25 protein-coding genes are annotated in these 23,177 nt (G+C 57.0%); 18 read left to right on the top strand and 7 right to left on the bottom strand.

What is annotated here, in order from left to right; translation table 11 throughout:
* Nucleotides 1-2 precede the first annotated feature (2 nt).
* The 3 genes from R0J87_RS05195 to R0J87_RS05205 form a co-directional block, all read right to left on the bottom strand.
* Nucleotides 3-935, bottom strand: coding sequence for a lysophospholipid acyltransferase family protein (locus R0J87_RS05195; protein WP_498884798.1), 933 nt, complete (start codon nt 933-935; stop codon nt 3-5).
* Nucleotides 936-938: 3 nt separating this feature from the next.
* Nucleotides 939-1,343, bottom strand: coding sequence for a DUF4870 family protein (locus tag R0J87_RS05200; RefSeq protein ID WP_404465536.1), 405 nt, complete (start codon nt 1,341-1,343; stop codon nt 939-941).
* Between the two features lie 115 nt (nt 1,344-1,458).
* A complete protein-coding gene (locus R0J87_RS05205) occupies nt 1,459-1,839 on the bottom strand; it encodes a VOC family protein (protein ID WP_285262668.1) in 381 nt (126 codons plus the stop codon).
* 39 nt (nt 1,840-1,878) lie between these two features.
* On the opposite strand from R0J87_RS05205, the gene R0J87_RS05210 reads away from it, so the two are divergent.
* The 13 genes from R0J87_RS05210 (at nt 1,879) to R0J87_RS05270 (ending at nt 15,707) form a co-directional block, all read left to right on the top strand.
* Nucleotides 1,879-2,517 carry a class I SAM-dependent methyltransferase gene (locus R0J87_RS05210; protein ID WP_498884801.1) on the top strand — a complete coding sequence of 213 codons (639 nt, stop codon included), beginning with the start codon at nt 1,879-1,881 and terminating at the stop codon, nt 2,515-2,517.
* A gap of 135 nt (nt 2,518-2,652) precedes the next feature.
* On the top strand, nt 2,653-4,023 hold the full coding sequence (locus tag R0J87_RS05215; protein ID WP_404465540.1) for an MFS transporter: 1,371 nt from the start codon (nt 2,653-2,655) through the stop codon (nt 4,021-4,023).
* 114 nt (nt 4,024-4,137) lie between these two features.
* Nucleotides 4,138-5,934 (top strand): acyl-CoA dehydrogenase, encoded by a 1,797-nt coding sequence (locus R0J87_RS05220; RefSeq protein WP_498884804.1) that lies wholly within the window; start codon nt 4,138-4,140, stop codon nt 5,932-5,934.
* 107 nt (nt 5,935-6,041) lie between these two features.
* Complete coding sequence (locus R0J87_RS05225) at nt 6,042-7,688, top strand: acyl-CoA synthetase (RefSeq protein WP_498884806.1); 1,647 nt, start codon at nt 6,042-6,044, stop codon at nt 7,686-7,688.
* Entirely contained in the window at nt 7,637-8,533 is an 897-nt protein-coding gene (locus R0J87_RS05230) for a 3-hydroxybutyryl-CoA dehydrogenase (protein ID WP_399842436.1), read from the top strand. Before R0J87_RS05225 ends, R0J87_RS05230 begins: the two co-directional genes overlap by 52 nt.
* A 109-nt stretch (nt 8,534-8,642) precedes the next feature.
* A complete protein-coding gene (locus tag R0J87_RS05235; RefSeq protein WP_188637950.1) occupies nt 8,643-9,416 on the top strand; it encodes an enoyl-CoA hydratase-related protein in 774 nt (257 codons plus the stop codon).
* Between the two features lie 76 nt (nt 9,417-9,492).
* The gene (locus tag R0J87_RS05240; protein ID WP_498884808.1) at nt 9,493-10,191 is read left to right on the top strand and encodes a glutathione S-transferase family protein; all 699 of its coding nucleotides are present in this window, start codon (nt 9,493-9,495) and stop codon (nt 10,189-10,191) included.
* Nucleotides 10,192-10,277: 86 nt separating this feature from the next.
* Nucleotides 10,278-10,817, top strand: coding sequence for a YaeQ family protein (locus tag R0J87_RS05245; protein WP_188637953.1), 540 nt, complete (start codon nt 10,278-10,280; stop codon nt 10,815-10,817).
* Between the two features lie 194 nt (nt 10,818-11,011).
* The gene (locus R0J87_RS05250) at nt 11,012-12,031 is read left to right on the top strand and encodes a lipid A deacylase LpxR family protein (RefSeq protein ID WP_498884811.1); all 1,020 of its coding nucleotides are present in this window, start codon (nt 11,012-11,014) and stop codon (nt 12,029-12,031) included.
* A 57-nt stretch (nt 12,032-12,088) separates the two neighbouring features.
* Nucleotides 12,089-12,409, top strand: coding sequence for a hypothetical protein (locus tag R0J87_RS05255; protein ID WP_498884813.1), 321 nt, complete (start codon nt 12,089-12,091; stop codon nt 12,407-12,409).
* Nucleotides 12,410-12,472: 63 nt separating this feature from the next.
* Complete coding sequence (locus R0J87_RS05260) at nt 12,473-12,991, top strand: DUF421 domain-containing protein (protein ID WP_498884814.1); 519 nt, start codon at nt 12,473-12,475, stop codon at nt 12,989-12,991.
* Nucleotides 12,992-13,075: 84 nt separating this feature from the next.
* Complete coding sequence (locus R0J87_RS05265; protein ID WP_044627911.1) at nt 13,076-13,393, top strand: DUF6693 family protein; 318 nt, start codon at nt 13,076-13,078, stop codon at nt 13,391-13,393.
* A gap of 214 nt (nt 13,394-13,607) precedes the next feature.
* A complete protein-coding gene (locus tag R0J87_RS05270; RefSeq protein WP_498884815.1) occupies nt 13,608-15,707 on the top strand; it encodes a TonB-dependent siderophore receptor in 2,100 nt (699 codons plus the stop codon).
* A gap of 76 nt (nt 15,708-15,783) precedes the next feature.
* Here the strand turns inward: R0J87_RS05270 and R0J87_RS05275 are convergent, their stop codons facing one another.
* The 4 genes from R0J87_RS05275 to R0J87_RS05290 all read right to left on the bottom strand — a co-directional run bounded on the left by R0J87_RS05275 (nt 15,784) and on the right by R0J87_RS05290 (nt 18,160).
* A complete protein-coding gene (locus R0J87_RS05275; RefSeq protein ID WP_498884816.1) occupies nt 15,784-16,014 on the bottom strand; it encodes a DUF2798 domain-containing protein in 231 nt (76 codons plus the stop codon).
* 23 nt (nt 16,015-16,037) lie between these two features.
* Nucleotides 16,038-16,898 carry a glutathione-dependent disulfide-bond oxidoreductase gene (gene yghU, locus R0J87_RS05280; protein ID WP_404345083.1) on the bottom strand — a complete coding sequence of 287 codons (861 nt, stop codon included), beginning with the start codon at nt 16,896-16,898 and terminating at the stop codon, nt 16,038-16,040.
* Nucleotides 16,899-17,150: 252 nt separating this feature from the next.
* On the bottom strand, nt 17,151-17,576 hold the full coding sequence (locus R0J87_RS05285; RefSeq protein WP_498884817.1) for an organic hydroperoxide resistance protein: 426 nt from the start codon (nt 17,574-17,576) through the stop codon (nt 17,151-17,153).
* Nucleotides 17,577-17,710: 134 nt separating this feature from the next.
* Nucleotides 17,711-18,160, bottom strand: a complete 450-nt coding sequence (locus R0J87_RS05290) for a MarR family winged helix-turn-helix transcriptional regulator (RefSeq protein WP_498884818.1) — start codon at nt 18,158-18,160, stop codon at nt 17,711-17,713.
* Between the two features lie 253 nt (nt 18,161-18,413).
* Here R0J87_RS05290 and R0J87_RS05295 point away from each other — a divergent pair, with 253 nt between their 5' ends.
* The 5 genes from R0J87_RS05295 to gntR all read left to right on the top strand — a co-directional run bounded on the left by R0J87_RS05295 (nt 18,414) and on the right by gntR (nt 23,105).
* A complete protein-coding gene (locus tag R0J87_RS05295) occupies nt 18,414-19,487 on the top strand; it encodes a TRAP transporter substrate-binding protein (RefSeq protein ID WP_498884819.1) in 1,074 nt (357 codons plus the stop codon).
* A 72-nt stretch (nt 19,488-19,559) separates the two neighbouring features.
* On the top strand, nt 19,560-20,186 hold the full coding sequence (locus R0J87_RS05300; protein ID WP_498884821.1) for a TRAP transporter small permease: 627 nt from the start codon (nt 19,560-19,562) through the stop codon (nt 20,184-20,186).
* A gap of 5 nt (nt 20,187-20,191) precedes the next feature.
* Nucleotides 20,192-21,472, top strand: coding sequence for a TRAP transporter large permease (locus R0J87_RS05305; protein ID WP_044627905.1), 1,281 nt, complete (start codon nt 20,192-20,194; stop codon nt 21,470-21,472).
* A 57-nt stretch (nt 21,473-21,529) separates the two neighbouring features.
* Nucleotides 21,530-22,030, top strand: a complete 501-nt coding sequence (locus R0J87_RS05310) for a gluconokinase (RefSeq protein WP_498884962.1) — start codon at nt 21,530-21,532, stop codon at nt 22,028-22,030.
* A gap of 79 nt (nt 22,031-22,109) precedes the next feature.
* Nucleotides 22,110-23,105: a gluconate operon transcriptional repressor GntR gene (gene gntR / locus R0J87_RS05315; protein ID WP_404345088.1), complete on the top strand. Its 996-nt coding sequence runs from the start codon at nt 22,110-22,112 to the stop codon at nt 23,103-23,105.
* Nucleotides 23,106-23,177: the final 72 nt, after the last annotated feature.

The raw sequence follows: 23,177 nt of genomic DNA on the forward strand, positions 1-23,177 counted from the left end.
ACTCAGTAAAGGCGAAATTCGCTAGCATCAACGGTGCCATGGCACTCTTCAACGACCTTACGGTAGCGCTTGTATTCCCACTGATACTGAACGGGATCAAGGGCAATCGAGGCTTCTACGCTGGCATTAACGCCTGTCGCCGACGCCACATCGTCTTCGCTGTATACCTGTTCGTCGGCATCAAGAAAGTGGATCTCGAAGCCCTTGCCGGGCACCCGTAGTGCCACCCCCGTCACCACCCGCGCCTGTGTACGCGCCACTAATTTCGGCAGCAGCGTTGCGGTATAGGCACTGCGGCCATAAAACGGTGCGAAAACGCCGCTGCCCCAGTCCGGCTCTTGATCCGGCAAAATACCAATGGCCTCGCTGCGTTTGAGTGCTTTGAGAAGCGCCGCGACACCCCGAGGGTTGGTGGGTACCAGCTTGGCCCCCATGCGTTCGCGGCCATGGCGAATAATCGGGTCTAAATCGGCAATTTTGGGTGGCTCGTACATCGCGGTAAACGGAAAGTGGCTGGATAGCCAAAAATTCAGCACTTCCCAATTGCCAAAATGGGGGGCCAGTACAATCACGCCGCGCCCTTCGGCTCGCGCGCTATCGAGCTTATCGCGGCCATGTACCGCTAGAATGCTGGCCTCTACCTTTTCGGGCGGTGCCATCCAGGCGTGGCCTAGCTCAAGCATCGTTGCGGTTGAGTGCTGAAGGCTCTGCTTGGCAAGCGACGCCCGCTGGCGGTCAGATGCATCGGGGTAGACCACCTTGAGATTGATCTCGGTGACCATGCGCTCACGTTTGCTAAACCGGTACACCTGCGGCCCCACGAAGGCCGCTACTCGCCATAGCCAGCGCAGCGAAAAGCGGGAGAGAGTTCTCCATAGCCTGGCAATGGCACGGGCTTGAAAGCGCGATGAAGAGGGAGTTGCCTGTTCGGTCATGGGTTACAGCAGCCAGCTATCGACATTGGAGGGCGCACGTTTTTCCTGCAGCCCTTTAAAGCCTTTCACGCAGCGCACGATAAACCACACGGCCAGCGCCAACAGCATAGGAAAGCCGACCAGAATCAGGGTGAGCAGGGTGGCTACGCTGCCGTACAGAAGCCCGATCCAGAAAGTACGAATCTGGTAACGGTAGTGTTCATCTAACCATGCCGGGCCTTTGTCACGATACACATAGGCAATAATGACCCCGATTAGCGACGTAAAGCCCACCACAAAGCTCGCTAAGTAAAGGGCGTAAATCACCATGGCCATGGTAGTGTCTGGGGAGGTGGAGGAGGGTGAAGCTTCCTCCGACGAGTCGTGGCGGTTAACCACTTCGCCTTCCAGCGGGGCGTCATCGCGCATGGGCGTTCCTTCTACGTTCAGATTGACTCAAGCATCCAACGGACACCTTTTCAGCGCGCTATGATAGCGTGGGCGCTGCGACTTATCACCCGCAGGCCCATGTGTGGTTAATGGCCTAGCGAGCTGGACGACAAATTTCCAGCAGGTTGCCGTCAGGGTCGCGCAGGTAAATCGACTCAATCGGGCCGCTGGCCCCCTGGCGGGCCACGGGGCCAAGTTCGACCTCAATGGCCAGCGCATCCAGATGCTGCTTGAATTCATCCAGCGGCAGCTGGCAGCGCAAGCATAAGTCCAGGCTGCCCGGTGTCGGCGTGGCTGAAATAGGCGCAATGTCGGTATCGGTTTGGTGCAGGCGCAGGGCGGTGTCACCCAGCATGAGATCAACGCGCTGGGCGTCGCGGTAACGTACATCCAGGCCCAACACGCGAGAGTAGAAATCCACTGCGCGACCCATATCGGTCACGGTAACCACAAGATGATCCAGACCTGAGAGCATGCCTCTTTCCTTAATACAAACGTAAAACCAGAGAATACGATGATGCGACGCTGTCCGCTATGCCACGCGCAGGAGCCTGCGCTGTACCACCAAGAGCGTCGCCGTGATTACTACCAGTGTGCCACGTGTGCGCTGGTGTTTGTGCCTAACGAGCAGCATTTAAGTGCCGCAGATGAAAAAACTGAGTACGACCAGCATCAAAACTCGCCGCAGGATACGGGATATCGGCGTTTTTTGGGGCGCTTATTTAATCCGTTGGCAGCAAAGCTAGCTCCTGGAGCAAAAGGGCTGGATTTTGGCTGTGGCCCTGGGCCAACGCTCTCGGTGATGTTCGAGGAAGCGGGCTTTGATATGGACGTATACGACATCTTTTACGCGCCCCATGCCGCGCATCTGACTCGCCAGTATGACTTCATTACCGCCACCGAAGTGGTGGAGCACTTGGCGGCACCGGGCGAGGTGCTGAGCCAGCGGGTCGCGCAACTGCTACCCGGCGGCTATCTTGGGCTGATGACCAAGCGGGTCACTAGCCAAGAAGCCTTCGCCCGCTGGCACTATATTAACGACCCGACCCACGTGTGCTTTTTTAGCGAAGCGACTTTCCGCTGGTGGGCCGCTGAACAGGGTTTAACAGTCGAATTTACTGGTAATGACGTGGTAATTTTTAGAAAACACTAATCTACTCGTCACCGGGGCGAAAAAGCATTGACTTTGCGCCGCTGGCAGCAATAATTGCGCGCCCGTTTTCGTGCCTGCTTGATGTGATGGCGTGCAAACGGCAACGATTCAACTATTGAGCAAGGTGAGGTACGCATGTCGCGGCAACTGCTGGCCATGGCGCTAGCGCCCCTACTAGGGCTGTTTATTCTTGGGATTGGCAATGGCTTTCTTGCCACGCTGATTACCGTGCGCTTAGACGCAGCGGGCGAGTCGGCGACGGTGATCGGGATTGTCTCGTCGGCCTATTTTATCGGCCTAGCCCTAGGTGCCCTGGTCAATGACCGTCTGCTGGTGCGTATTGGCCATATCCGTGCTTACGGCAGCTTTGCCTCGCTAGTGGCGGTGACCGTACTGCTGCAAGGGCTGTTCTTCGACCCCTGGGCGTGGTTCGCGCTGCGGTTGATTGGCGGCTGGGCCACGGTGGGTGTTTATCTGGTCATTGAGAGCTGGCTGCTCACGGCGGGTGACCAGAAAGTGCGCGGCCGCCTGCTGGCGCTCTACATGATTTCCCTGTACGCCGCCGGGGTGCTGGGGCAACTGATGCTCGGCGTGACCAGCGCCATGGGCGACACCGCGCCCTTTATGGTGATTGGCCTGTTGGCATCGCTCTCGGTTCTACCGATGGCGATGATTCCCCGCGTCTCGCCGCTGATCGAACACGCTGAACCGCTGCCGCCGCACCGTTTGATTACCATGACCCCCACCGGCGTCATGGGCAGCCTCGGCTCAGGCATGGTGGTCGCCGCGGCCTATACGCTGCTTCCGCTCTATCTGCAGCGCATTGGCATGAGCGTCAACCAGGTAGGTCAGATGATGGCCGTGGTAATTTTGGGGGCGATGCTACTTCAGTACCCCATTGGCCGCTGGTCGGATCGCCACGACCGCCAAATGGTGCTCATCGGTATCAGCGCCTTCTGCGTGGTGATTTCAGCGGCGATGCTGTGGCTGCCGCTTTCCACACCGCTGCTGGCTGTGCTGCTGTTTTTGCTTGGGGGAGGCGTGTTTGCGCTTTACCCGGTGGCCGTTAGCCATGCTGCCGACCGTGCCCCCGCAGGCGCCTTGGTGCGTATGAGCCAGGGCCTTTTGTTGATCAACTCGATTGGTGCCACCATCAGCCCGCTGATGATCTCGCCGGTAATGACCGCCATGGGCGATGCAGGCCTATTCTGGGCGTTTGGCTCACTCAGTTTGTTCTTCGTGCTGTTCTTTAGCTGGCGTCGTAGCGTTCGCCCGGCACCGGTGCCGGTGGCACCGTTTACGGCCACTACGCCGATGACCGCCGCAGGTGCTGAGCTGGTGGTGACCGAGGAATTGGTACAAGGGGCACTTGAGCACGAGCACCTGGAAGACCTTTCTGACGTCGTGCCTGAGGTAGACGTGGCCGAACCGGTGGTAGGGCCGCCCCAGGAAGACGAAATCCATATCACCTACTACGACGACGTAGAAACCGAGGTGCGCAAGTAAGCCGATAAGACGGCTAATAGGTGAGACCTTGGGCTAATGGTGTGGAAGAAGTAGGGAAACTACTATCGGCGATAGTGTTTTTACTATTTCACCGCATTTGCCTGAGGTTTTGCCATGAATTATTACGCCGCGCCGGTCCGCGATCTGCGCTTTGTGCTCGAAGAGATGTTGGAGCACCGCTCCCTAGCGTTGCCGGGGTTTGAAGAGGCGACGCCGGACCTCGTTGAAGCCGTTCTGGAAGAGGCTGCGAAACTGGCGGGCGACGTTTGGGGCCCGCTCAACAGCACGGGCGACCGCCAGGGGGCTAAGCGCCATACCGATGGCAGCGTGACTACTCCAGAAGGCTTTGCCGCCGCCTATCACGCCTATGTTGAGGGCGGTTGGAACGGGATTGGCGTGTCTGAAGAGCTGGGCGGGCAGAACCTACCCGAAGTGGTGGCCAGCGCGGTGCAGGAGATGCTGCACGGCGCGAACATGGCGTTAGGGCTATGCCCGATGCTCACCGCCGGTGCCATTGAGGCGCTGGCCCATCACGGCAGCGATGCCTTAAAAGCGACCTACCTGCCCAAGTTAGTTGAAGGCTCCTGGACGGGCACCATGAACCTCACCGAACCCCAAGCGGGGTCGGACCTCTCCAAAGTGCGCACTAAAGCCGTTCCGGAAGGCGAGCACTACCGTATCAGCGGCCAAAAGATCTACATCACCTGGGGCGAACACGACGCCGCTGAGAATATCATTCACCTCGTTCTTGCCCGTAAGCCCGATGCCCCGGAAGGTAATAAGGGTATTTCCCTGTTCCTAGTTCCCAAGTTTCTGGTGAACGACGATGGCTCGCTTGGCGAGCGAAATGACGTCACCTGCGCCTCCATTGAGCATAAGCTCGGCATTCACGGCTCGCCCACCTGTACGCTGAGCTTTGGGGAAAATGGCGGTGCCGTAGGCTACCTCGTGGGGGAAGAGGGCCGCGGCCTGAACCATATGTTTACCATGATGAACGAGGCACGCCATAAAGTCGGGATTCAAGGCATTGGCGTGGCCGAACGCGCCTGCCAACACGCTTTTGCCTACGCCCACGACCGCACCCAGGGCCGCTCGCCCAAACAGCGGGGCGGCAGTGAATGCACCATTAGCGACCACTTTGACGTGCGCCGTATGCTGCTCTCTATGCGTGCCCGTACCGATGCGCTGCGTGCGCTGGCGCTTTACTGTGCCGGGCAGTTAGATATCGCCCGCCGTGCCGAGAGCGACGCCGAACGCCAAGCCGCCCAAGCCTGTGCCGATGTTCTGATTCCGATTGTGAAGAGCTTCTCGACTGACCAAGCGGTGGATATCGCCTCCATGGGCGTGCAGGTACACGGCGGCATGGGCTACGTGGAAGAGACCGGCGCGGCCCAGCTGCTGCGGGATGCGCGCATTGCGCCTATTTATGAAGGCACCAACGGCATTCAAGCGCTGGACTTAGCAGGCCGCAAACTGCAACGAGACGGCGGCGCGGCGCTCTCTGCACTGCTGGATGACGTGCATAAAACGGCTGAAGCGTTGCGGGGTGACGCATCGCTTGCCAGCTTGGGAAGTGCGCTTTCCGCCGGTGCTGACGACCTGCGCGCCGCCATGGCTCTGGTACTGGAGCAGGGCAGTGACCCCGAGCACGGCCCCGATGCCGTGCAGGCGTACGCCACGCCGCTGTTGAACCTTGCCGGGCACGTGCTGTGCGCTTGGCAAATGGGCATCGCGGCTCTGCACGCTCAACAGGCTTTAAAAGACGGCAGCGATGAGCCGTTTTACCGTGCCAAACTGAGCAGCGCCGAGTTTGTCATTCACCAATGGCTGCCGGTGGGCCGCGCTCAGCGTGCCGTCATTGAGGCTGGCTGGCAGTGTTTTAGCCAGTTTGATAGCCACGTCGCTCACTAACCTTGCCGCCGCCTTTTAGGCGGCGGTGTTCATTAGGCATCGCCCATTCGCGAGCGTCGCTCATAATAGAATCGTCAATAATAAAACCGAGAGTGCAGGAATCGATCATGACCTCCATCTTTGAACAAGACTTACCACCCACCGCTGCCAACCATGTGGCGCTCTCACCGCTCACGTTCATTGAGCGCTCGGCGGCCATTTATCCGGATTACCCCGCGGTAGTGCATGGCGCAACGCGCCGCACCTGGGCCGAGACTTGGACACGCTGCCGCCAGTTAGCCTCAGCTCTTGAAAAGCGTGGCATTCAACCTGGGCAAACGGTGGCGGCCATGTTGCCCAACATTCCCGCGATGTTTGAGGCGCACTTCGGCGTGCCGCTCGCGGGCTGCGTGCTGAATACGCTCAATATTCGCCTCGATGCCGACGCCATCAGCTATATGTTGGCCCACGGAGAAGCTAAGGCGGTTCTAGTAGACCCTGAGTTTGCCGAGGTGATTCAAGCGGCGGTTGCCAAGTTGGAAAGCAAGCCGCTGATTATTGATGTAGCCGACCCAGAGTTTTTGGGAGAAACCCAAGGCATTGGCGAGCTGGAGTACGAAGCGCTGCTGGCCGAGGGCGACCCGGATTACGCCTACCGGCTGCCCAGCGACGAATGGCAGGCGATTTCGCTGAACTACACCTCCGGCACCACCGGCAAGCCCAAGGGCGTGGTGTATCACCATCGCGGTGCCTACCTGAACGCGGTGAGTAATATTCTCGAGTGGGCCATGCCCCATCACCCGGTGTACCTCTGGACGCTGCCGATGTTCCACTGCAACGGCTGGTGTTTCCCTTGGACCATTGCCGCCAATGCGGGCGTTAGCGTGTGCCTGCGCAAAGTCGATCCCAAACGCATCACCGACCTTATTGCCGAAGAGGGCGTCACCCACTTTAGCGGTGCGCCGATTGTGCTCAATGGGTTGGTGAACCTGCCGGCCGATCAAAAGCGGGTGTTCGATCATCCGGTGAAGGTGACCACCGCCGGCGCCGCGCCGCCCGCCTCGGTGATTGCCGGGGTAGAAAAGCTCGGCATTGAAGTGACCCATGTGTACGGGCTTACTGAAGTGTACGGCCCGGTGACCGTATGCGCTTGGCGCGAGGCGTGGAACGAGCTGCCCTTGGAGTCCCGAGCCAAAATCAAGGCCCGCCAAGGCGTGCGCTACCACATGCTGGAAGCGCTCTGCGTGGCCGACCCGGTGACGTTAGAACCCGTCGCTAAAGATGGCCGAACCATGGGCGAGATCTTGATGCGCGGCAACAACGTGATGAAGGGGTATCTCAAAAACGCCGAGGCGACGGAAAAAGCGCTAGAGGGCGGCTGGTACCACACCGGTGATTTAGCGGTGTGGCACGCCGATGGCTATATCGAGATTAAAGACCGCTCGAAAGATATCATCATCTCCGGCGGTGAAAATATCTCCACCATCGAAGTGGAAGATGCCATTTACAGCCATCCAGCGGTTGAAGAGGCGGCAGTCGTCGCGAAGCCTGACGAAAAGTGGGGCGAAACGCCCTGCGCGTTTGTTAAGTTAAAAATCGGCTACGGCGAAGTCACCGAGGCGGATATCATCGCCCACTGCCGTGAGCACTTAGCGAGCTTTAAGGTGCCCAAAACGGTGATTTTTAGCGAGCTGCCGAAAACATCGACGGGCAAAATTCAAAAATTCGTGCTGCGCGAAGAAGCCAAACAGCACCAGTCAGAGGAACAGCAATGAGCGAACAACGGATTGGCGTGGTAGGCGCAGGCACCATGGGGCAGGGCATTGCCCAAGTGGTCGCCGCCAGCGGCTTTAACGTTCGGCTGTACGATGTCGCCGACGAGCAGCTCACCCGCGCCAAAGGAGCCATCGATAAAGGGCTTGAGAAGCTTGTTGCCAAAGAGAAGATGACCGCAGAGGGCAAGCAAGAAGCACTCGCTCGACTCTCTACCACCACGGCGCTAGATGCGCTCAGCGACTGCAGCGTGATTATCGAAGCCGCCCCCGAGCAGCCTGCGCTGAAAGAGAAGCTGTTTCGCGATCTCAGCCATCTGAGCAGCGATGCCATTCTGGCCTCTAACACTTCCTCGTTGTCTCTCACCCGCTTGGCCGCTGTATGCGAGCGCCCTGAGCGAGTAGTGGGTATGCACTTCTTCAACCCCGTGCCGGTACTCAAGTTGGTGGAAGTGATCCGTGCCGAGCAAACCTCGGATGCCACCGTCGAGCGCATTGAAGCGCTGGCCAAAGCGCTGGGTAAAACTGCGGTGCCAGTGGGGGATGCCCCTGGGTTTGCTGTGAACCGTTTGCTAGTGCCGATGATCAACGAAGCCGCGTTTATCGTGCAGGAAGGCACCGCCACGCCGGAAGCCATCGATGAGGCCATGAAGTTGGGTGCTGCCCACCCCATGGGGCCGCTGGCGCTGGCGGATTTGATCGGCCTGGATGTATGCCTCGCGATTATGGACGTGCTGCAGGAGGGTTTTGGCGACCCCAAATATCGCCCCTGCCCGCTGCTCAAGCGCATGGTGGCTGCAGGCTACCTGGGCCGTAAGAGTGGCCGTGGGTTCTATATCTACGAATAGCCAACTGCCGGATTGAAGCGCGACAAAAGAAGTGATTGCCACCCAACCAAGCGTTCGCTAGGGTTGAGTGGTCATCACTCACAAGCGCAATAACAATCAAGGAGCCACCATGAGCGACGCAGTGATCGAGAAGGTTGATAACGACGGTGTAGTGCGCCTGACCATTAATCGCCCCAAAGCCCTGAACGCGCTGAATAGCGACGTGCTCAGCGCTTTGGAAGCGCATTTAGTCGAGCTTGAAGCGCACCCCAACCTGCGGGCGGTATTGATTACCGGCGCTGGGGAAAAATCCTTTGTGGCCGGGGCAGATATCACCGAAATGCGGGATAAAACCCCTGAAGAAGCCCGCGCATTTGCCAGCCAAGCGCTGCGTACCATCAAGCGACTTGAAACGCTGCCCGTGCCGGTGGTCGCGCTGGTGAACGGGTTTTGCCTTGGCGGCGGCTGCGAACTGGCGCTGGCCTGCGACTGGGCCGTCGCCAGCGACAACGCTGTCTTCGGCCAGCCGGAAGTCCTGTTAGGTGTCATTCCTGGCTTTGGCGGCACCCAACGTCTGCCGCGCCGAGTCGGCCCCGCCATGGCGATTGATTTGGTCACTACCGGGCGCAAAATCGATGCCCACGAAGCGCTGCGCATTGGTCTCGTTAACCGCGTAATGCCCCAGGCAGAGCTTGAGAGCTATGTTGAAGAGCTTACCAAACAGCTGAAGGGCAACGGGCCGCAGTCGGTCCGCGGAGCCAAACAAGCCGTTCACGACGGCATGGACCAAGACCTAGACAGCGCCCTGGCGCTAGAAACCAGCCTGTTCGCCTTCTGCTTTGCAGGCCAAGAGCAGAAAGAGGGCATGAGCGCTTTTGTCGAGAAGCGTAAACCCAACTTCTAAATTGTATTTATTAAGTTTAAGTTAAGAAGGGTGGCGGATGCGCCGCCCTTTTTTTATGGCTTACAAGGAGTGCGGCATGTTCGATCTGTATATCGCTAACAAGAATTACTCCTCCTGGTCGCTGCGCCCTTGGGTGCTGCTCAAAGCGCTGGAGATCCCCTTTAACGAGCATTTAATGCCTTTTGAGGGTGGCTTTGGGGAGAGCCACACCACGTTTAAGCGCTTTTCACCGTCGGGCTTAGTGCCGTGTTTGGTCGATAGCGAACACGACGTGGCCGTGTGGGATTCCTTGGCAATTGTCGAGTATGCGGCGGAAAAACACCCGAATGTGTGGCCTGAAGAGCGCGCGGCGCGGGCCTGGGCGCGTTCCGCCAGTGCCGAGATGCATAGCGGCTTTGGTGCGTTGCGGGATGAGTGTTCCATGAACTGTGGCGTGCGCGTGGCGATGGACGAGCTCTCCCCAGGGCTGAAAAGCAACTTGGCGCGTTTAGATGCGCTGTGGCAGGAGGGGCTTGCGCGTTTTGGCGGCCCGTTTCTGGCAGGTGAGCGTTTTACTGCGGTGGACGCGTTTTACGCCCCCGTGGCGTTTCGGATACAAACCTTCAACCTGCCGCTAAGTGAAGCCTCCCTTGCTTATGTGCAACGCCTGTTAGCCCTGCCCGCCATGCAAGATTGGTATGCCGCTGCGCTGAAAGAGACATGGCGTGAGCCGATGCATGAAGCAGAAGCAGTGAAGCATGCCACCCTGCTGAGCGACGAACGCGCGATAGGCTAGTGCGCAGTGTATGGATGGCTGCGCGGTGATCACGCAAATCCGCTACACTGGCGCGCATATCATTAGAGAATGTTGAGATTCATGTTATGGCGCTAAGTGCGACCCCTTATAAAGTCGACGTTAACCTGACCGACCTGGACCGCAACGTCTATGAGACGTTGCGTTTCACGGTGGCTCGCCACCCTTCTGAAACGGAAGAGCGTCTGTGCTCGCGGCTAATTGCTTATATCCTCTGGTACAGCGAATCGCTGGCATTTGGGCGTGGGCTATCAGACGTAGACGAGCCTGCGCTTTGGGAAAAAAGCCTGGATGGCCGAGTGCTGCACTGGATAGAAGTCGGCCTGCCCGATGCCGAGCGCTTAACCTGGTGTTCGCGCCGCGCTGAGCGGGTCTCGCTGCTGGCGTATGGCCGCGTGGATATCTGGGAAAGCAAGGTGCTGCCCGCCGTCGCTTCCTTGAAAAATGTTCACGTGGCAGGGCTGCCCCAAGAGGCACTGGCCACCGTGGCAGCAAACCTACCGCGGGCGATTAACTGGGCGGTCATGATTAGCGATGGTTCGCTGTTTATCACCGATGAAAACGGCCAGCACGAGATCACTCCGCAGTGGTTATTGCGGGAGCGATAGGCATTCATGTGCTAGTTTTTAAATGACGAACTGGCCGCCAGTTCGTCATCACAGGGAAGTGTTTCCAGGTTGAACAGTGCATTACATAAAGTAGCTTGCTATCTATTTGCATGATTACATACAATCAGCAATGTTTGTTGCCCCCCTGCTAATAAGCTGCCTACCTGCCCAGCTCTCAACTCAAGGAATGAGCCATGACGCCGTCTGCCTCTCATCGCAGAGATGAATCTCCTAAAGCCATCTTTTGCAAAGCCGTGCTGCCGTTTGTATTACCGTTCAGCCTGCTGCCCGCTATTGCGTCCGCCGACGATAGTGCGCTTTCCATTAAGCATGAAAACGATGGACTCGCCAGCAGTGATGACGGCCACTTTACCAGTGGCTTCGAACTGAACTGGATGTTTACCCCCGAACCGCAAAGCTGGACACAGCGTTTAGCGGCTGCGTTGCCTGACAGCATTATCAGCCAGGCCGATCGCGCCTCTTACCGCTTAGTGCACCAAATTTATACCCCCAATGTGATTGAGCGCCGCGAGCTGATTGAAGATGATCGCCCCTATGCGGGTTTAGTGTATGGCGGTGTGTCGCTTTATGAAGATAAGCCGATGGGCCGTTGGCAGCAGGCCACCGACCTGCATTTGGATGTTGGCTTGGTAGGTCCTTCCTCGCAGGCGGATAGCATTCAGCGAGAAGTGCACCGCGTGACGGAAAGCGACCGACCGCGTGGCTGGAGAAACCAGCTAGGCGATGAAGCTATCCTTAACCTGACCATGCGCCGCCAGTGGTGGCACGATACTCCCTTGGCAGGTAAACAGTTCTCCCACGGCCCCAGCGTAGGTGCCGCACTGGGTAATCTGCATACCTATGCCAGTGCGGGTTATAGCGTTCGCTGGGGGGATGATGCCCAAGGTATTCCCACGTTGACGCCGAACCCTGGCAGCCGCCATCACATTAACGGTACCAGTGGCTGGCAGTGGTACTTGTTCGCGAATGTGGAAGGGTACTACATGGCGCAAAACCTGACGCTAGATGGCAATACCTTCCGCGATAGTCACTCGGTGGATCGCAACGAATGGATTGCTGAAGCCTCTGCTGGGTTAGCGCTGGCCTGGGAAGATTGGCAGGTGACCTACGCGGTGGTTCAGCGTACCCGCGAATTTGAGGGTCAGGATGAGCAGGATAAATTTGGCGCATTAACGTTGACCAAACGCTTCTAAGTCATTAATCAACATTAAATATACGCAGCGGCTAGCGGCTGAGTAAGGTGAAACGAGATGGCAAATAAGTACCCTCATACACCGGATGGCCGCTACTTTATCGCCAAAGATCAGCTATGGCGCTGCACGGACCCGCGCCTGACGGACGAAGAAAAACGCTGCCATGTTAAAGCGCTGATGAAAGCCCGTCGGGCAGTGCGGACAGCCCAACAGCAAGATGATAAAGAGGCACTGCGACAAGCGCGTGAGGCCGTGCAGGAAGCCAAAGAGGCGCTAGGTGAGCGTGGCCCGGTTTGGTGGCAAGACGGCGCGCCGGATGAGGGTGGCCTTGCCCCACACAATAGCTCGTATGCCCAGTGGTGGGCGTCGCACTCCTAACCTATGGTTGCTACCCTGAGCGATGGAAGAGATGTCTCTTTCATCATTCAGGAGTGAGCACATATGGACATGATCTTTTTTAGCAGTTGGGATAGTTTGGCCCGCACCCTTGTGGTGGGGGTGCTTGCCTATGCAGTGCTGGTTTTGTTTTTGCGCATTTCCGGTAACCGCACGCTATCCAAAATGAACGCTTTTGATCTGATTGTCACCGTAGCCTTGGGCTCTACGCTTGCCACCGTACTGCTATCGAAAGACGTGGCGTTGGCGGAGGGAGCACTGGCACTAGGGCTGTTGATTTCCCTGCAGTTCATCATTACGTGGCTGAGCGTGCGTGTCAGCTGGGTAAAGCGGCTTGTTACGGGAGAACCGATACTGTTGCTGTATGACGGGGAGTTATTGCAAGCGTCGCTAAGGAAAGCGAGGGTGACTCAAAATGAAGTGCGTTCTGCCGTACGCAGCAGCGGGCTTTTACGTTTAGAGGCTGCCCAGGCGGTGGTGCTGGAAACCGACGGTTCGCTGAGCGTGGTGAAGCGCGGGGAAGGGGAAGATGAATCCAGCTTAGCAGGGGTGGGCGGCCCTTAAAGCGCAGGCTTCACCTGCTGGCCGTTCACGGGCAGCGAGCACAGTGGTAATCTGCGCCCCTTTCTTAACACGTAAGGGCGACCTGTGAACATTAAAGCTGACCTCTCGATTCTAGATATTATTGGCCACCTGCTCATCTGGGTGTTGCTCACCATTATTACCTTTGGCATTGCGCTGTTTTTCTTTCCTTACTCCTTCGCTCGCTTCGTGATCAACCGCACCAGCGTGGTGGATAACGCTACCGGTGTGGAACGGAAAATGGTTTGCGATATCAATATCTTCAGCAATGTGGGCCATATTATTCTGTGGATGGTGATCTCATTTCTTACCCTGGGGCTTGGCTATATTTTCTACTTTTACCGGGTGTGGAACTACGCCCTGAATAACTCCCGCCTGCAGTAATTTCCCCACTCGAATCACCAATAGCGCGACTTGGTGCCGTCTGTCTATCATCGATAGGCGGCACGCTAATGAATAAGCGTTTGCACTTAACGTACCTGCCTTTCGGGTTCAACTAGCCTTTCGCCTTCGTTGACATTCTCGGTGTAGATCCTTATATTTTCGCGAATAAAAATTACTATCATTAACATTAATATTCGCTCTGGGATCTTACACGATGAAACCTGTACCTACCTTTCGACTGCGCACGCTGAGCGTCGCGGTTGCCTTAGCCTCCGTTGCTGCTGTGCCGGTAGTCTATGCACAAGAGGGCAGCGTCAATCTGGATACGGTTGAAGTCACCGCTGAATCGGCGGGTCTTTACGGATACAGCGATGCTGAGCGTGAGCCGTCTGTAGGCAAGCTGGATGTGCCGCTGGCCGAGCAGCCCTACTCCATGTCAGTGATTGACCAAGAGTTTATTCAGGATAGCGGTGCCAAAACCATTCAAGATGCGCTGCTGTATACCCCCGGCGTGTATGCGGGCAACTTCGGGTTCGACACTCGTGGCGACAGCGCTAAAGTGCGCGGGCTTGATGCAGGCCGCTATTTGGATGGTTTGCGCCAAGTGTACGGCTCCTACAACACCGTGCGCACCAACGTCTACGCGCTGGAGAGCGTGGAGGTGCTACGCGGGCCATCTTCCATGCTGTACGGCCAAGCGGATTTGGGCGGTATTATCAACGGTGTCTCTAAACTACCCCAAGAGGAGCGCAGCGGTGAGGTGTGGGCGCAGTACGGCTCCTACGACCGCAAGCAGCTGGCGTTGGACGTGACCGGGGCGGCCGATGAAGAGGGCGATTTTCTTTATCGCCTCGTGGCGTTAACCCGCGACAGCGACACTCAGGTGGATCATGTGGAAGATGATGGCTACCTGTTTGCACCGTCGTTTACGTGGCGCCCCAGCGACGCCACCAACATTACGCTGCTGCTTAACCGCCAGGAAAACAAAGGCCAGGTATCGGCACAGTTTCTTCCCCAGGCGGGCACGTTAGAGTCGGGTTCACTGGGCTTTATTGGCTCGGAGCGCTTTGTTGGCGAGCCGGGCTGGGACCGCTACGACCGGGAAAAGACCGAAACCACGCTGTTTGTTGATCACCAGCTCAACGACAGCTGGGCATTTGCTGCCACCGCCCGCTATACCGATTCCAGCACCGAAACCCGTGAGCACTGGGTGGATATCCCCAGCGTGCCCGATGCTGAAGGCAATGTGAACCGCACCATCTTTATGGCCGATGCCCAGACGCGCATTCTCAATATGGATGCCCGCCTGGAAGGCGTGTTTGCGCTTGGCAATACCCAACATACGCTGGTGGCGGGTATCGACCGTCAGGACGCTCGCTGGTCTCAGGATAACTACAGTTCAGTGGCCAGTGGAGGCGGGCAGTTCAACGTCTATAACCCTCAGTATGGCAATCTTCAGCTGGGCTCGCTGAACCCCACTGACCGCCCGGATAATGAGATTGAACAAGTCGGCGTGTATCTGGCGGATCATATCGAAGTAGGGCCAGTGGTCGTCTCAGCGGGCCTGCGCCGTGATTGGGCAGAGAATCGCACGCTGGCGCTGTCTGGCCCCGATACGGTGAGTGATGAAGGTGAAACCACCGGCCGGCTGGGGCTGATGTACCGCTTCGATAACGGCTTCTCACCCTATGTCAGCTACTCCGAAGCGTTCGCCATGAACCTGGGCACCGACGGTACGGCCAATCCAAGCCCCTTGAAGCCCACCACCGGCGACCAGGAGGAGATTGGCTTTAAGTACGTATCCCCAGATCAATCCCTAGCCGTGAGCGCGGCGTACTTTGATATTACTCAGCAAAACCGCATTAGCGATGGCGTTACTCCGGGCGGCGTCGAGCAAGTGGGTGCCGTGGTCGATGGCTGGGAGCTACAGGTAAATAAGCGCTGGCAGCAATTTGAAACCCAAGTCGCGTATACCAACTTGAACGCCACTAACGACGGTACAGGCATACGCCTACCGTATGTGGCTGAAGAGCAGGCTTCCTGGTGGAACCGCCTGTATGTTGGTAGTAACTGGCGTATTGGGGCGGGCGTTCGTTATGTCGGCGACAACGTTGGCTCTGGCGGTGCGCCGGTGGTGCCTTCCAGCACGCTGTATGATGCGATGGTGGGTTATACCCTGGGTGAGTGGGACTTCTCCGTAGACTTGAAAAATGCCACTGATGAAGAGTACATCTCTTGGTGCCGCTATGACGGTGGTGACTGTGGCTACGGCGACCGTCGCAGCGTTACGGCCAACGTGCGCTATCAGTTTTAACGCATCATGACATAACAAACGGGGCCTGCGATGAGCAGGCCCCGTTTGGTTGATGGGACTCAGTGAGTGGACGACCTTAGTGCGGCCGCTTGATCAGTAGCTTCACCAACCGCCGCACGATGGGGGCGACCAAATTGATCACCGGAAGCGCGACGGCAAAGGCAAACAGCCACGCCTTGAGCCAAATCACCACGATCCCTTCCACAAGCCCCACGTTATACAGCGTTATGACCAGCGACATAATGCATGACATAAACAGTGCCATCAGGCATGAAAATATCAGCTGGGCGTATTTCGGATCGAACATCGTACGTTTTCCTAATACGCGAATTAACGCTTATCTTCGGTTTTTTCAGTGAAGTCACTGGCGTCGTGGCGCTCGTGAAGCTGCTCGCTGGGCTCACCCCAGGTGCGGTTCACCATGCGGCCCCGCTGAACCGCTGGACGAGCATCAATCTCTTCGGTCCAACGCAGCACGTTGGTGTAGGTGTGCGCCTCGAGGAACTCAGCGGCCTCATACACGCGATTTTTGACCAGCGCGCCGTACCAGGGGTGAATCGCCATATCGGCAATGGTGTACTCATCGCCTGCCATAAAGCGGTTGTCGGCCAAGTGGCGATCCAGCACGTCTAGCTGGCGCTTTACTTCCATGGTGTAGCGGTCAATCGGGTACTGATACTTCTCTGGTGCATAGGCGTAGAAGTGACCAAAACCGCCGCCCAGCATGGGAGCGCTGCCCATTTGCCAGAACAGCCAAGAGAGGCACTCGGTGCGCTTGGCTGGGTCTGTTGGCAAAAATTCACCGAACTTTTCGGCGAGATAGAGCAAGATAGCCCCTGACTCAAACACCCGCTGGGGCGGGTTCACGCTGTGATCCATCAGCGCCGGGATCTTAGAGTTAGGGTTAGCCTCAACGAAACCGCTGCCAAACTGATCGCCTTCGCCGATTTGAATCAGGTGCGCATCATACTCGGCTGCTGCAATGCCTTTTTCCAGCAGCTCTTCCAGCATCACCGTCACTTTCACACCGTTGGGCGTGGCTAAGGAGTAAAGCTGTAAGGGATGTTTGCCCACCGGCAGCGCTTTATCATGGGTTGCGCCCGCCACAGGACGGTTGATGTTGGCAAACTTACCGCCGTTACCCGGCTCCCACTTCCAAACCCGTGGTGGCGTATAGGTCGTATCGCTCATAGTAGCCTCGCTGTTGAACAGGTGAAAAAGAGCAGTGCCATTGCCTAGCTTGCTGAGTTGTCTCTGTTTTATGGGGTCGTAAAACCTGGGTACAAGGGTAGTTCGTTAGTCCGTTAAATAAAAATGCGCAGGGAAAAAACGAAAAGAGAACGAGTGGCCATGCTGGCCCTAAAGGGAGAATACGGGGGGAGGGCAAAAGGAAAAACGATTAACCGCCGCCTTGCAGGCTGGCAAGGCGGCGATAAAGGTGGCTTACACCAGTGTCAGTGTGACATCGATGTTGCCACGGGTGGCGTTGGAGTAAGGGCAAACGATATGGGCTTTATCCACCAGCGCTTGAGCTGCGTCCTTTTCCAGACCCGGCAGGCTGATTTTCAGCTCGACTTCGATACCAAAGCCGGTAGGAATGGCGCCAATACCAACGCTGCCATCAATTTGAGTATCAGCGGGCAGTGTGACTTTCTCTTGGCTAGCCACGTGCTTCAGCGCGCCCAAAAAGCAAGCGGAGTAGCCCGCTGCAAATAGCTGCTCTGGGTTGGTGCCTTCGCCACCTGCGCCACCCAGCTCTTTCGGGGTGCTCAGTTTGACATCCAGCGCGCCGTCGGAAGATTTAGCATGGCCCTCACGGCCACCAGTGGCGTGAGCATGGGCACGGTAGGCAATCGTTTCAATCGACATAAGGTGTCTCCTGTTAATAAGACGTTGGTTCAGTGAATCGTTGGTGTGGTCAGTCTGTTTTAATTTAGTGCAGCTTTATTTTGTGCGCAAGTTAAATGGGTGGAAATAACTTAGCGTCATGGAAGAGAGTAACACTACTTGGCTTTTTGCAGGCTATCGCGTAGCTGAACCAAGTCTTCTTTTAGCTGTGTTAAGGCCTCTACCGATTTTTCACTGGCATTTACCACACAGCTAGGGACATGACGCGCCTGCTCACGCAGCGAACGGCCTTTGTCGGTGAGAAACAGCTCCACCACGCGTTCATCTTGCACGCTTCGCTGGCGGCGCAGTAGCTGGTCGGCCTCCAAACGCTTGAGCAGTGGGGTCAGCGAGCCAGGATCAGTCAGTAAGCGCTTACTGAGTGTCCCTACGGTAATGCCATCTTCTTGCCAAAGTACCAGCATGGCTAGGTACTGCGGGTAAGTAAGCCCTAACTCTTTCAAAAGCGGTTTGTAGATTTTTGTCATCATCAACGATGTTGAATAGAGGGCGAAGCAGAGCTGATGGTCTAGCTCCAGTTCGCTACAAGGGTCTAACGCAGGCATGTGGACTCCAGGACAAGATGCATAGCGGGTAATGTAGCGCGCTAGGCGGTGAGTGGCTATCCCTAGACGTTGGTCGTAAGTTGGCAGTTTTGCTTTGACACCTAAGCGAATGGTCACTAGCCTTCGCTTATTGAATGTTACCGGTAACACAGCGACGTAACAGGCGCGATAGCACGGCAGCGTTCATAACCGCTCAGCAATCAGCAGTTCATCACTCAGCACTCAACAACAATGAATGTTTGGAGATCACGTCATGACAGCGATTTGGCGCAGCACGCTTACCCTAGTGGGTGCAACGACCCTTACTTTTGGCATGGCACATGCCCAAAGCCCCGAGCTTTCTGACCCGCCTGCCATTGAAGGGGATGTCGTAGCTGACCACGGCAGCCACACCCTACGCATGGGCATTGGCCTTTCTGAAACCTCTCCGCAGTTTCTTTCCAGCCAGTACTTTGGCGAGATCCTAGAGCAGCGCACCGATGGCCGTATTACGGTCAACGTGTTTCCCAACAGCCAGTTGGGCGACGATGTTCAGATGATGGAAATGCTGCAGACCGGCACGCTAGACATGACGTATCCATCAAGCTCAGCAACCACAGGCTATGTGCAAGCGCTGTCGGCGTTTGATCTACCGTTCCTGCTGCCCAGCCGTGAAGCGGCCATTGCTGTGATGCAGAGCGACGTTGCCCAAGAAATGCTGGATGGCTTTGAAGGCACCGGCCTAAAGGCACTCACTTTCTCTGAAAACGGCTACCGCCAGCTCTCTAACAGCGCGCGCCCGGTGGAGTCACCGGAAGACGTGGCAGGCCTAGACGTGCGTGGTTTGAGCGTACGTACCATGCAGAACCCAGTGCACCTGGCGATTTGGGAAGCACTCGGTGCTAACCCCACGCCGATGGCGTTTGGTGAGCTGTTCTCTGCCCTGGAGCAGGGCGTGGTCGATGGCCAGGAGAACCCCTGGAGCACCATCCTGACCTCTAACTTCAACGAAGTGCAGGACTACGGCACCGAAACTCGCCACGTCTACACGCCGTTCATCATGATGCTCTCTGAGCGTACTTGGGAGCGTATGGCCCCTGAGTATCAAGAGCTGGTGCTGGAAGCCGCGCGTCAATCCGCTGAGTACGAAATTCAGCTTTCTGCTGAATACGATGATTGGTCGCGGGATCAGCTAGAAGAGCGCGGTATGCAGATCACTCGCTTGAGCGATGAGCAGCTGGCCGCCTTCCAAGAAGCCGTACAGCCTGTTTATGAAGAGTGGGCGCCGCGCATCGGCGAAGACCTGATCGCTGAAATTCAGCAGATCGTAGAAGACAGCAGCAACTAATACGCACCGTTTAGCGCACCATCGGGCAGGCCATTGTGCCTGCCCGACTTGTCAGTGCCCCTTGGAGTTCTTATGACACCCTCCTCAACACCTCCCCACGCTGAATCCTCTTTAACAGCGCCCACGATGGAAGATCCGTCGGTCTACTTAGACGATCCCAACCGTAAGCTGCTGGAAATCGATACCGAAACACGCCAAGGCCCGGCGCTGTTTCGCTGGCTAACGCTTGGCATGGAGTATTTGATTGGCGCAATTTTAGTGGCGCTGATTGTGGCGGTGTCTAGCAACGTGGTGGGCCGTTCGCTGTTTAACCACTCGCTGCCTTGGGTCGACGAGCTGGCGCGTATGCTGTTTATCTGGCTGGTGTTCATTGGTGCCGCCGCCGCGTTTGCCCGCTATGAGCACATTGCCGTTGATGCGCTGGTGCGGCGTTTGCCGCTGCGCTTTGCGCACATGCTGTACTGCTTACAGCACCTGATTATTGCCGGTCTTATGCTGGTCATGGTGTTTGGCGGCTATCAAGTGCTGTCACGCTCTAGCGGGCGCTCTGCGATTATGGGCGTGCCTCTCAGTTTGGTCAGCCTTTCCCTCGTGCTCTGCGTCATCTTTATCGCCGCTGTGTCGCTTTGGCGGGTATGGATGAGCGTACGCATTATTGTTCAACCACACGGCCAGTCGGCCAACGCACAAGGGGAGTAATCGTCATGCTGTGGATTTTTCTCGCCATTTTATTAGTGTCGATTGTGATTGGCCTGCCCATCGCGTTTGGTTTAGGAGTGGCGGCGCTGGTCATGGCAGTGCTCTCAGATATTCCGCTCTCGATCATGATTGAGCAGTCTATTCGTGGGGTGAACAGCTTCCCGCTGCTGGCCATTCCGTTCTTTATTCTGGTCGGTGAAGTAATGAGTAACGGCGGCATTGCACGCCGTTTGATGGAACTAGCCGGTGCGCTGGTGGGCTTTATGCGCGGCGGCCTGGGCCAAGTGGCCATTACCGGGTCTATGTTTTTCGGCGGTATCAGCGGTTCAGCCGTTGCCGATACGGCGGCCACCGGCTCGATGATGATTCCCTCCATGAAGCAGCAGGGCTACACCGCGGCCAACGCTACGGCGATTAACACCGTCTCATCGGTGATCGGGATCATTATTCCGCCTTCTATCCCGCTAATTCTTTACGGCATCGTCACCGAAACCTCGATCAGCCGCCTGTTTATCTCCGGCATCGTACCGGGGCTGCTGATTGGTGCTGCACTTATGGTCACGACCTATATTCTGGCTAACAAGCAGGGCGGTGGCGTGCGCCAGTTCCGCTGGGACGTGCTGTGGAAAGCCTTTAAAGACGCCTGGCTGGCCCTGGTGCTGCCGGTGATCGTGATTGGCGGCATTATCGGTGGCGTGTTTACTGCCACAGAAGCAGCCGTGGCGGCGCTGCTCTACTCGTTAGCGATTTCTCTGCTGGTGTATCGCGAGTTTAAGCTCAGCGAACTCATGGGCATGCTGATTCGTACCGCTAGGCTCACTGGCATGGTGATGATGCTGCTGGCTTTTGCCACCGTCATTGCCTGGTTCTTAACCATCAATATGGTTCCACAAACGCTGGTGCGTCAGGTTCAGGCGATTACCCAGGAGCCGTTCCTGCTGCTTCTCATTGTGGCGGCACTCCTTCTACTGGTTGGCTTTGTAATGGACCTCACGCCCGCCATGGTGATCATGGCGCCGATGCTCGCGCCTATTGTGACCTCGGTGGGCGTTGATGCTGCCTACTTTGGCGTGCTGATGGCCTTTATTCTGGGGATTGGCCTACTCACGCCGCCAGTAGGCACCTGCCTGTATGTGGGCTGTGGCGTGGGCAAAGTCTCCATGGAGTCGCTGGTCAAAGCCATGCTGCCTTACTACGCCGCGCTGCTGGTCGTGCTGGTGCTGCTCATTGCCTTCCCAAGCATAGTGACTTGGTTACCTGACCTCACCGCCGTTCGCGGTAACTGATAGGAGTCGCGAGTGACTACTTACTCAGCTCATAACGGCTCACATCGTATTCTCGTCATGGGTGTGTCAGGGTCGGGGAAGTCGCACATTGGTCAGCAGCTAGCGGCCAGTATGGGAGCCACCTTTATTGATGGCGACGACCACCACTCGCCAGCCAACGTAGCCAAGATGGCCAGCGGTACACCGCTGAACGACGATGACCGTCGCGACTGGCTAGCAACCCTGGCTGGGCTATTTGCCGAGTATAAGGCGCAAGATACGTCGGTGGTGATTGCCTGCTCCGGCCTGAAACGGCGCTACCGTGACCGCCTGAGAGAGGGGGATAGTGCGCTGCGTATCCTTTACCTGGAAGGCTCCCATGAACTGCTGCGCGAGCGCTTAGAAACCCGCGCCGGGCACTTTTTCAAAGGCGATAGCATGCTGGCCAGCCAACTGGCCGACTTGGAGCCACCGCAGGCGGATGAAGCCGTAACGCTTTCTATCAGCCTTACGCCCGCCGTAATCGTAGAGCGTTTTAGCGCCACGCTGGTACCCGAGCAGCGCCGCTCATTAGGCTAAAGGAAGGGATAGGCGAGGGGCCCTACTATTCGCTATGGTAGGGCCCGAGCGCCATCCACTGTACAAGGCAGCGACGCCATTGAAGAAAAAACGCCCTACATTACAAGATATTGCGGATCGCGTTGGTGCCACCAAAATGACCGTGAGCCGCTGTTTGCGCGACCCGGAGACGGTGTCGGAAGGGCTTCGGGAGCGCATTTTTAGCACCGCCGAGCAGATTGGCTACATTCCTAACCGTGCCCCCGACTTGCTATCCCGTGCCACCAGTCACTCCATTGGTGTGTTGGTGCCCTCGCTGACCAACCAAGTATTTGCTGATGTCATCGTTGGTATCGAAGCCTATACCGAGCCAGCAGGCTACCACCTAATGCTTTCCCACTACGGCTACAGCCAGGAGCTTGAGGAGCGCAGCCTTGCCTCGCTGCTGTCGTATAACGTTGACGGCGTGATTTTGTCGGACCGTGACCATACCCCGCGCAGCCTGCGGATGTTGGAAACAGCGGGTATTCCCATTGTGGAAATTATGGATACTCACCGCCCACCGCTGCAGCAGGCGGTGGGCTACGATAACGTCCGTGCCGCTTACGATATGGTCAGCGAGATGATTCGCCGAGGACGTCGTCAGGTGATCTATCTTGCCGTGCGGCTCGATGAGCGTACCCGTCAGCGCGAACAGGGGTATCGTCAAGCCATGGAAGAGCAGGGGCTAACGCCGGTAACGCTGCAGAGCAGCCAGCGCTCCTCCTACACCGTCGGTGCCGCGCTCATGCAGGAAATTCAGAGCAACTACCCTGAAGCCGACGGTATTTTCTGTACTAACGATGACGTTGCCGTGGGCGCTTACTTTGAGTGCCTGCGCCAGGGCGTTAACGTGCCGGGGAAAATGGCGATTGCTGGGTTCCATGGCCACGATGTGGGGCAGGCCATGACGCCACGGTTAGCCAGTGTAGTGACTCCCCGACAGGCAATTGGTGAGGCGGCGGCCAAGGCGTTGCTGGCGCGTATTCGCGGTGAAGCGCTAACGCAGAAGGTGCTGGATTTGGGGTATCGCATTGAGGCGGGTAAAACGCTATAACAGCCATGCTAAAAACTGTTTGGCTGCTTACGATAACCTCGTTAGGCTAGCGTTTTATTCTGCTATGCCCTG

It is taken from the genome of Halomonas sp. SIMBA_159, assembly GCF_046536035.1.
GTDB classification, from domain to species: Bacteria; Pseudomonadota; Gammaproteobacteria; order Pseudomonadales; family Halomonadaceae; genus Vreelandella; species Vreelandella venusta_A.

What these genes read in the sequence shown, in the direction of transcription:
- R0J87_RS05245 (WP_188637953.1), top strand. Translation starts at nt 10,278, where the DNA reads ATGGCGCTAAGTGCGACCCCTTATAAAGTCGACGTTAACCTGACCGAC.
- R0J87_RS05220 (WP_498884804.1), top strand. Translation starts at nt 4,138, where the DNA reads ATGAATTATTACGCCGCGCCGGTCCGCGATCTGCGCTTTGTGCTCGAA.
- R0J87_RS05255 (WP_498884813.1), top strand. Translation starts at nt 12,089, where the DNA reads ATGGCAAATAAGTACCCTCATACACCGGATGGCCGCTACTTTATCGCC.
- R0J87_RS05200 (WP_404465536.1), bottom strand. Translation starts at nt 1,343, where the DNA reads ATGCGCGATGACGCCCCGCTGGAAGGCGAAGTGGTTAACCGCCACGAC.
- R0J87_RS05240 (WP_498884808.1), top strand. Translation starts at nt 9,493, where the DNA reads ATGTTCGATCTGTATATCGCTAACAAGAATTACTCCTCCTGGTCGCTG.
- R0J87_RS05305 (WP_044627905.1), top strand. Translation starts at nt 20,192, where the DNA reads ATGCTGTGGATTTTTCTCGCCATTTTATTAGTGTCGATTGTGATTGGC.
- R0J87_RS05260 (WP_498884814.1), top strand. Translation starts at nt 12,473, where the DNA reads ATGGACATGATCTTTTTTAGCAGTTGGGATAGTTTGGCCCGCACCCTT.
- R0J87_RS05235 (WP_188637950.1), top strand. Translation starts at nt 8,643, where the DNA reads ATGAGCGACGCAGTGATCGAGAAGGTTGATAACGACGGTGTAGTGCGC.
- R0J87_RS05225 (WP_498884806.1), top strand. Translation starts at nt 6,042, where the DNA reads ATGACCTCCATCTTTGAACAAGACTTACCACCCACCGCTGCCAACCAT.
- yghU (WP_404345083.1), bottom strand. Translation starts at nt 16,898, where the DNA reads ATGAGCGATACGACCTATACGCCACCACGGGTTTGGAAGTGGGAGCCG.
- R0J87_RS05275 (WP_498884816.1), bottom strand. Translation starts at nt 16,014, where the DNA reads ATGTTCGATCCGAAATACGCCCAGCTGATATTTTCATGCCTGATGGCA.
- R0J87_RS05250 (WP_498884811.1), top strand. Translation starts at nt 11,012, where the DNA reads ATGACGCCGTCTGCCTCTCATCGCAGAGATGAATCTCCTAAAGCCATC.
- R0J87_RS05215 (WP_404465540.1), top strand. Translation starts at nt 2,653, where the DNA reads ATGTCGCGGCAACTGCTGGCCATGGCGCTAGCGCCCCTACTAGGGCTG.
- R0J87_RS05205 (WP_285262668.1), bottom strand. Translation starts at nt 1,839, where the DNA reads ATGCTCTCAGGTCTGGATCATCTTGTGGTTACCGTGACCGATATGGGT.
- R0J87_RS05300 (WP_498884821.1), top strand. Translation starts at nt 19,560, where the DNA reads ATGACACCCTCCTCAACACCTCCCCACGCTGAATCCTCTTTAACAGCG.
- R0J87_RS05310 (WP_498884962.1), top strand. Translation starts at nt 21,530, where the DNA reads ATGGGTGTGTCAGGGTCGGGGAAGTCGCACATTGGTCAGCAGCTAGCG.
- R0J87_RS05295 (WP_498884819.1), top strand. Translation starts at nt 18,414, where the DNA reads ATGACAGCGATTTGGCGCAGCACGCTTACCCTAGTGGGTGCAACGACC.
- R0J87_RS05270 (WP_498884815.1), top strand. Translation starts at nt 13,608, where the DNA reads ATGAAACCTGTACCTACCTTTCGACTGCGCACGCTGAGCGTCGCGGTT.
- R0J87_RS05285 (WP_498884817.1), bottom strand. Translation starts at nt 17,576, where the DNA reads ATGTCGATTGAAACGATTGCCTACCGTGCCCATGCTCACGCCACTGGT.
- R0J87_RS05195 (WP_498884798.1), bottom strand. Translation starts at nt 935, where the DNA reads ATGACCGAACAGGCAACTCCCTCTTCATCGCGCTTTCAAGCCCGTGCC.
- R0J87_RS05290 (WP_498884818.1), bottom strand. Translation starts at nt 18,160, where the DNA reads ATGCCTGCGTTAGACCCTTGTAGCGAACTGGAGCTAGACCATCAGCTC.
- R0J87_RS05210 (WP_498884801.1), top strand. Translation starts at nt 1,879, where the DNA reads ATGATGCGACGCTGTCCGCTATGCCACGCGCAGGAGCCTGCGCTGTAC.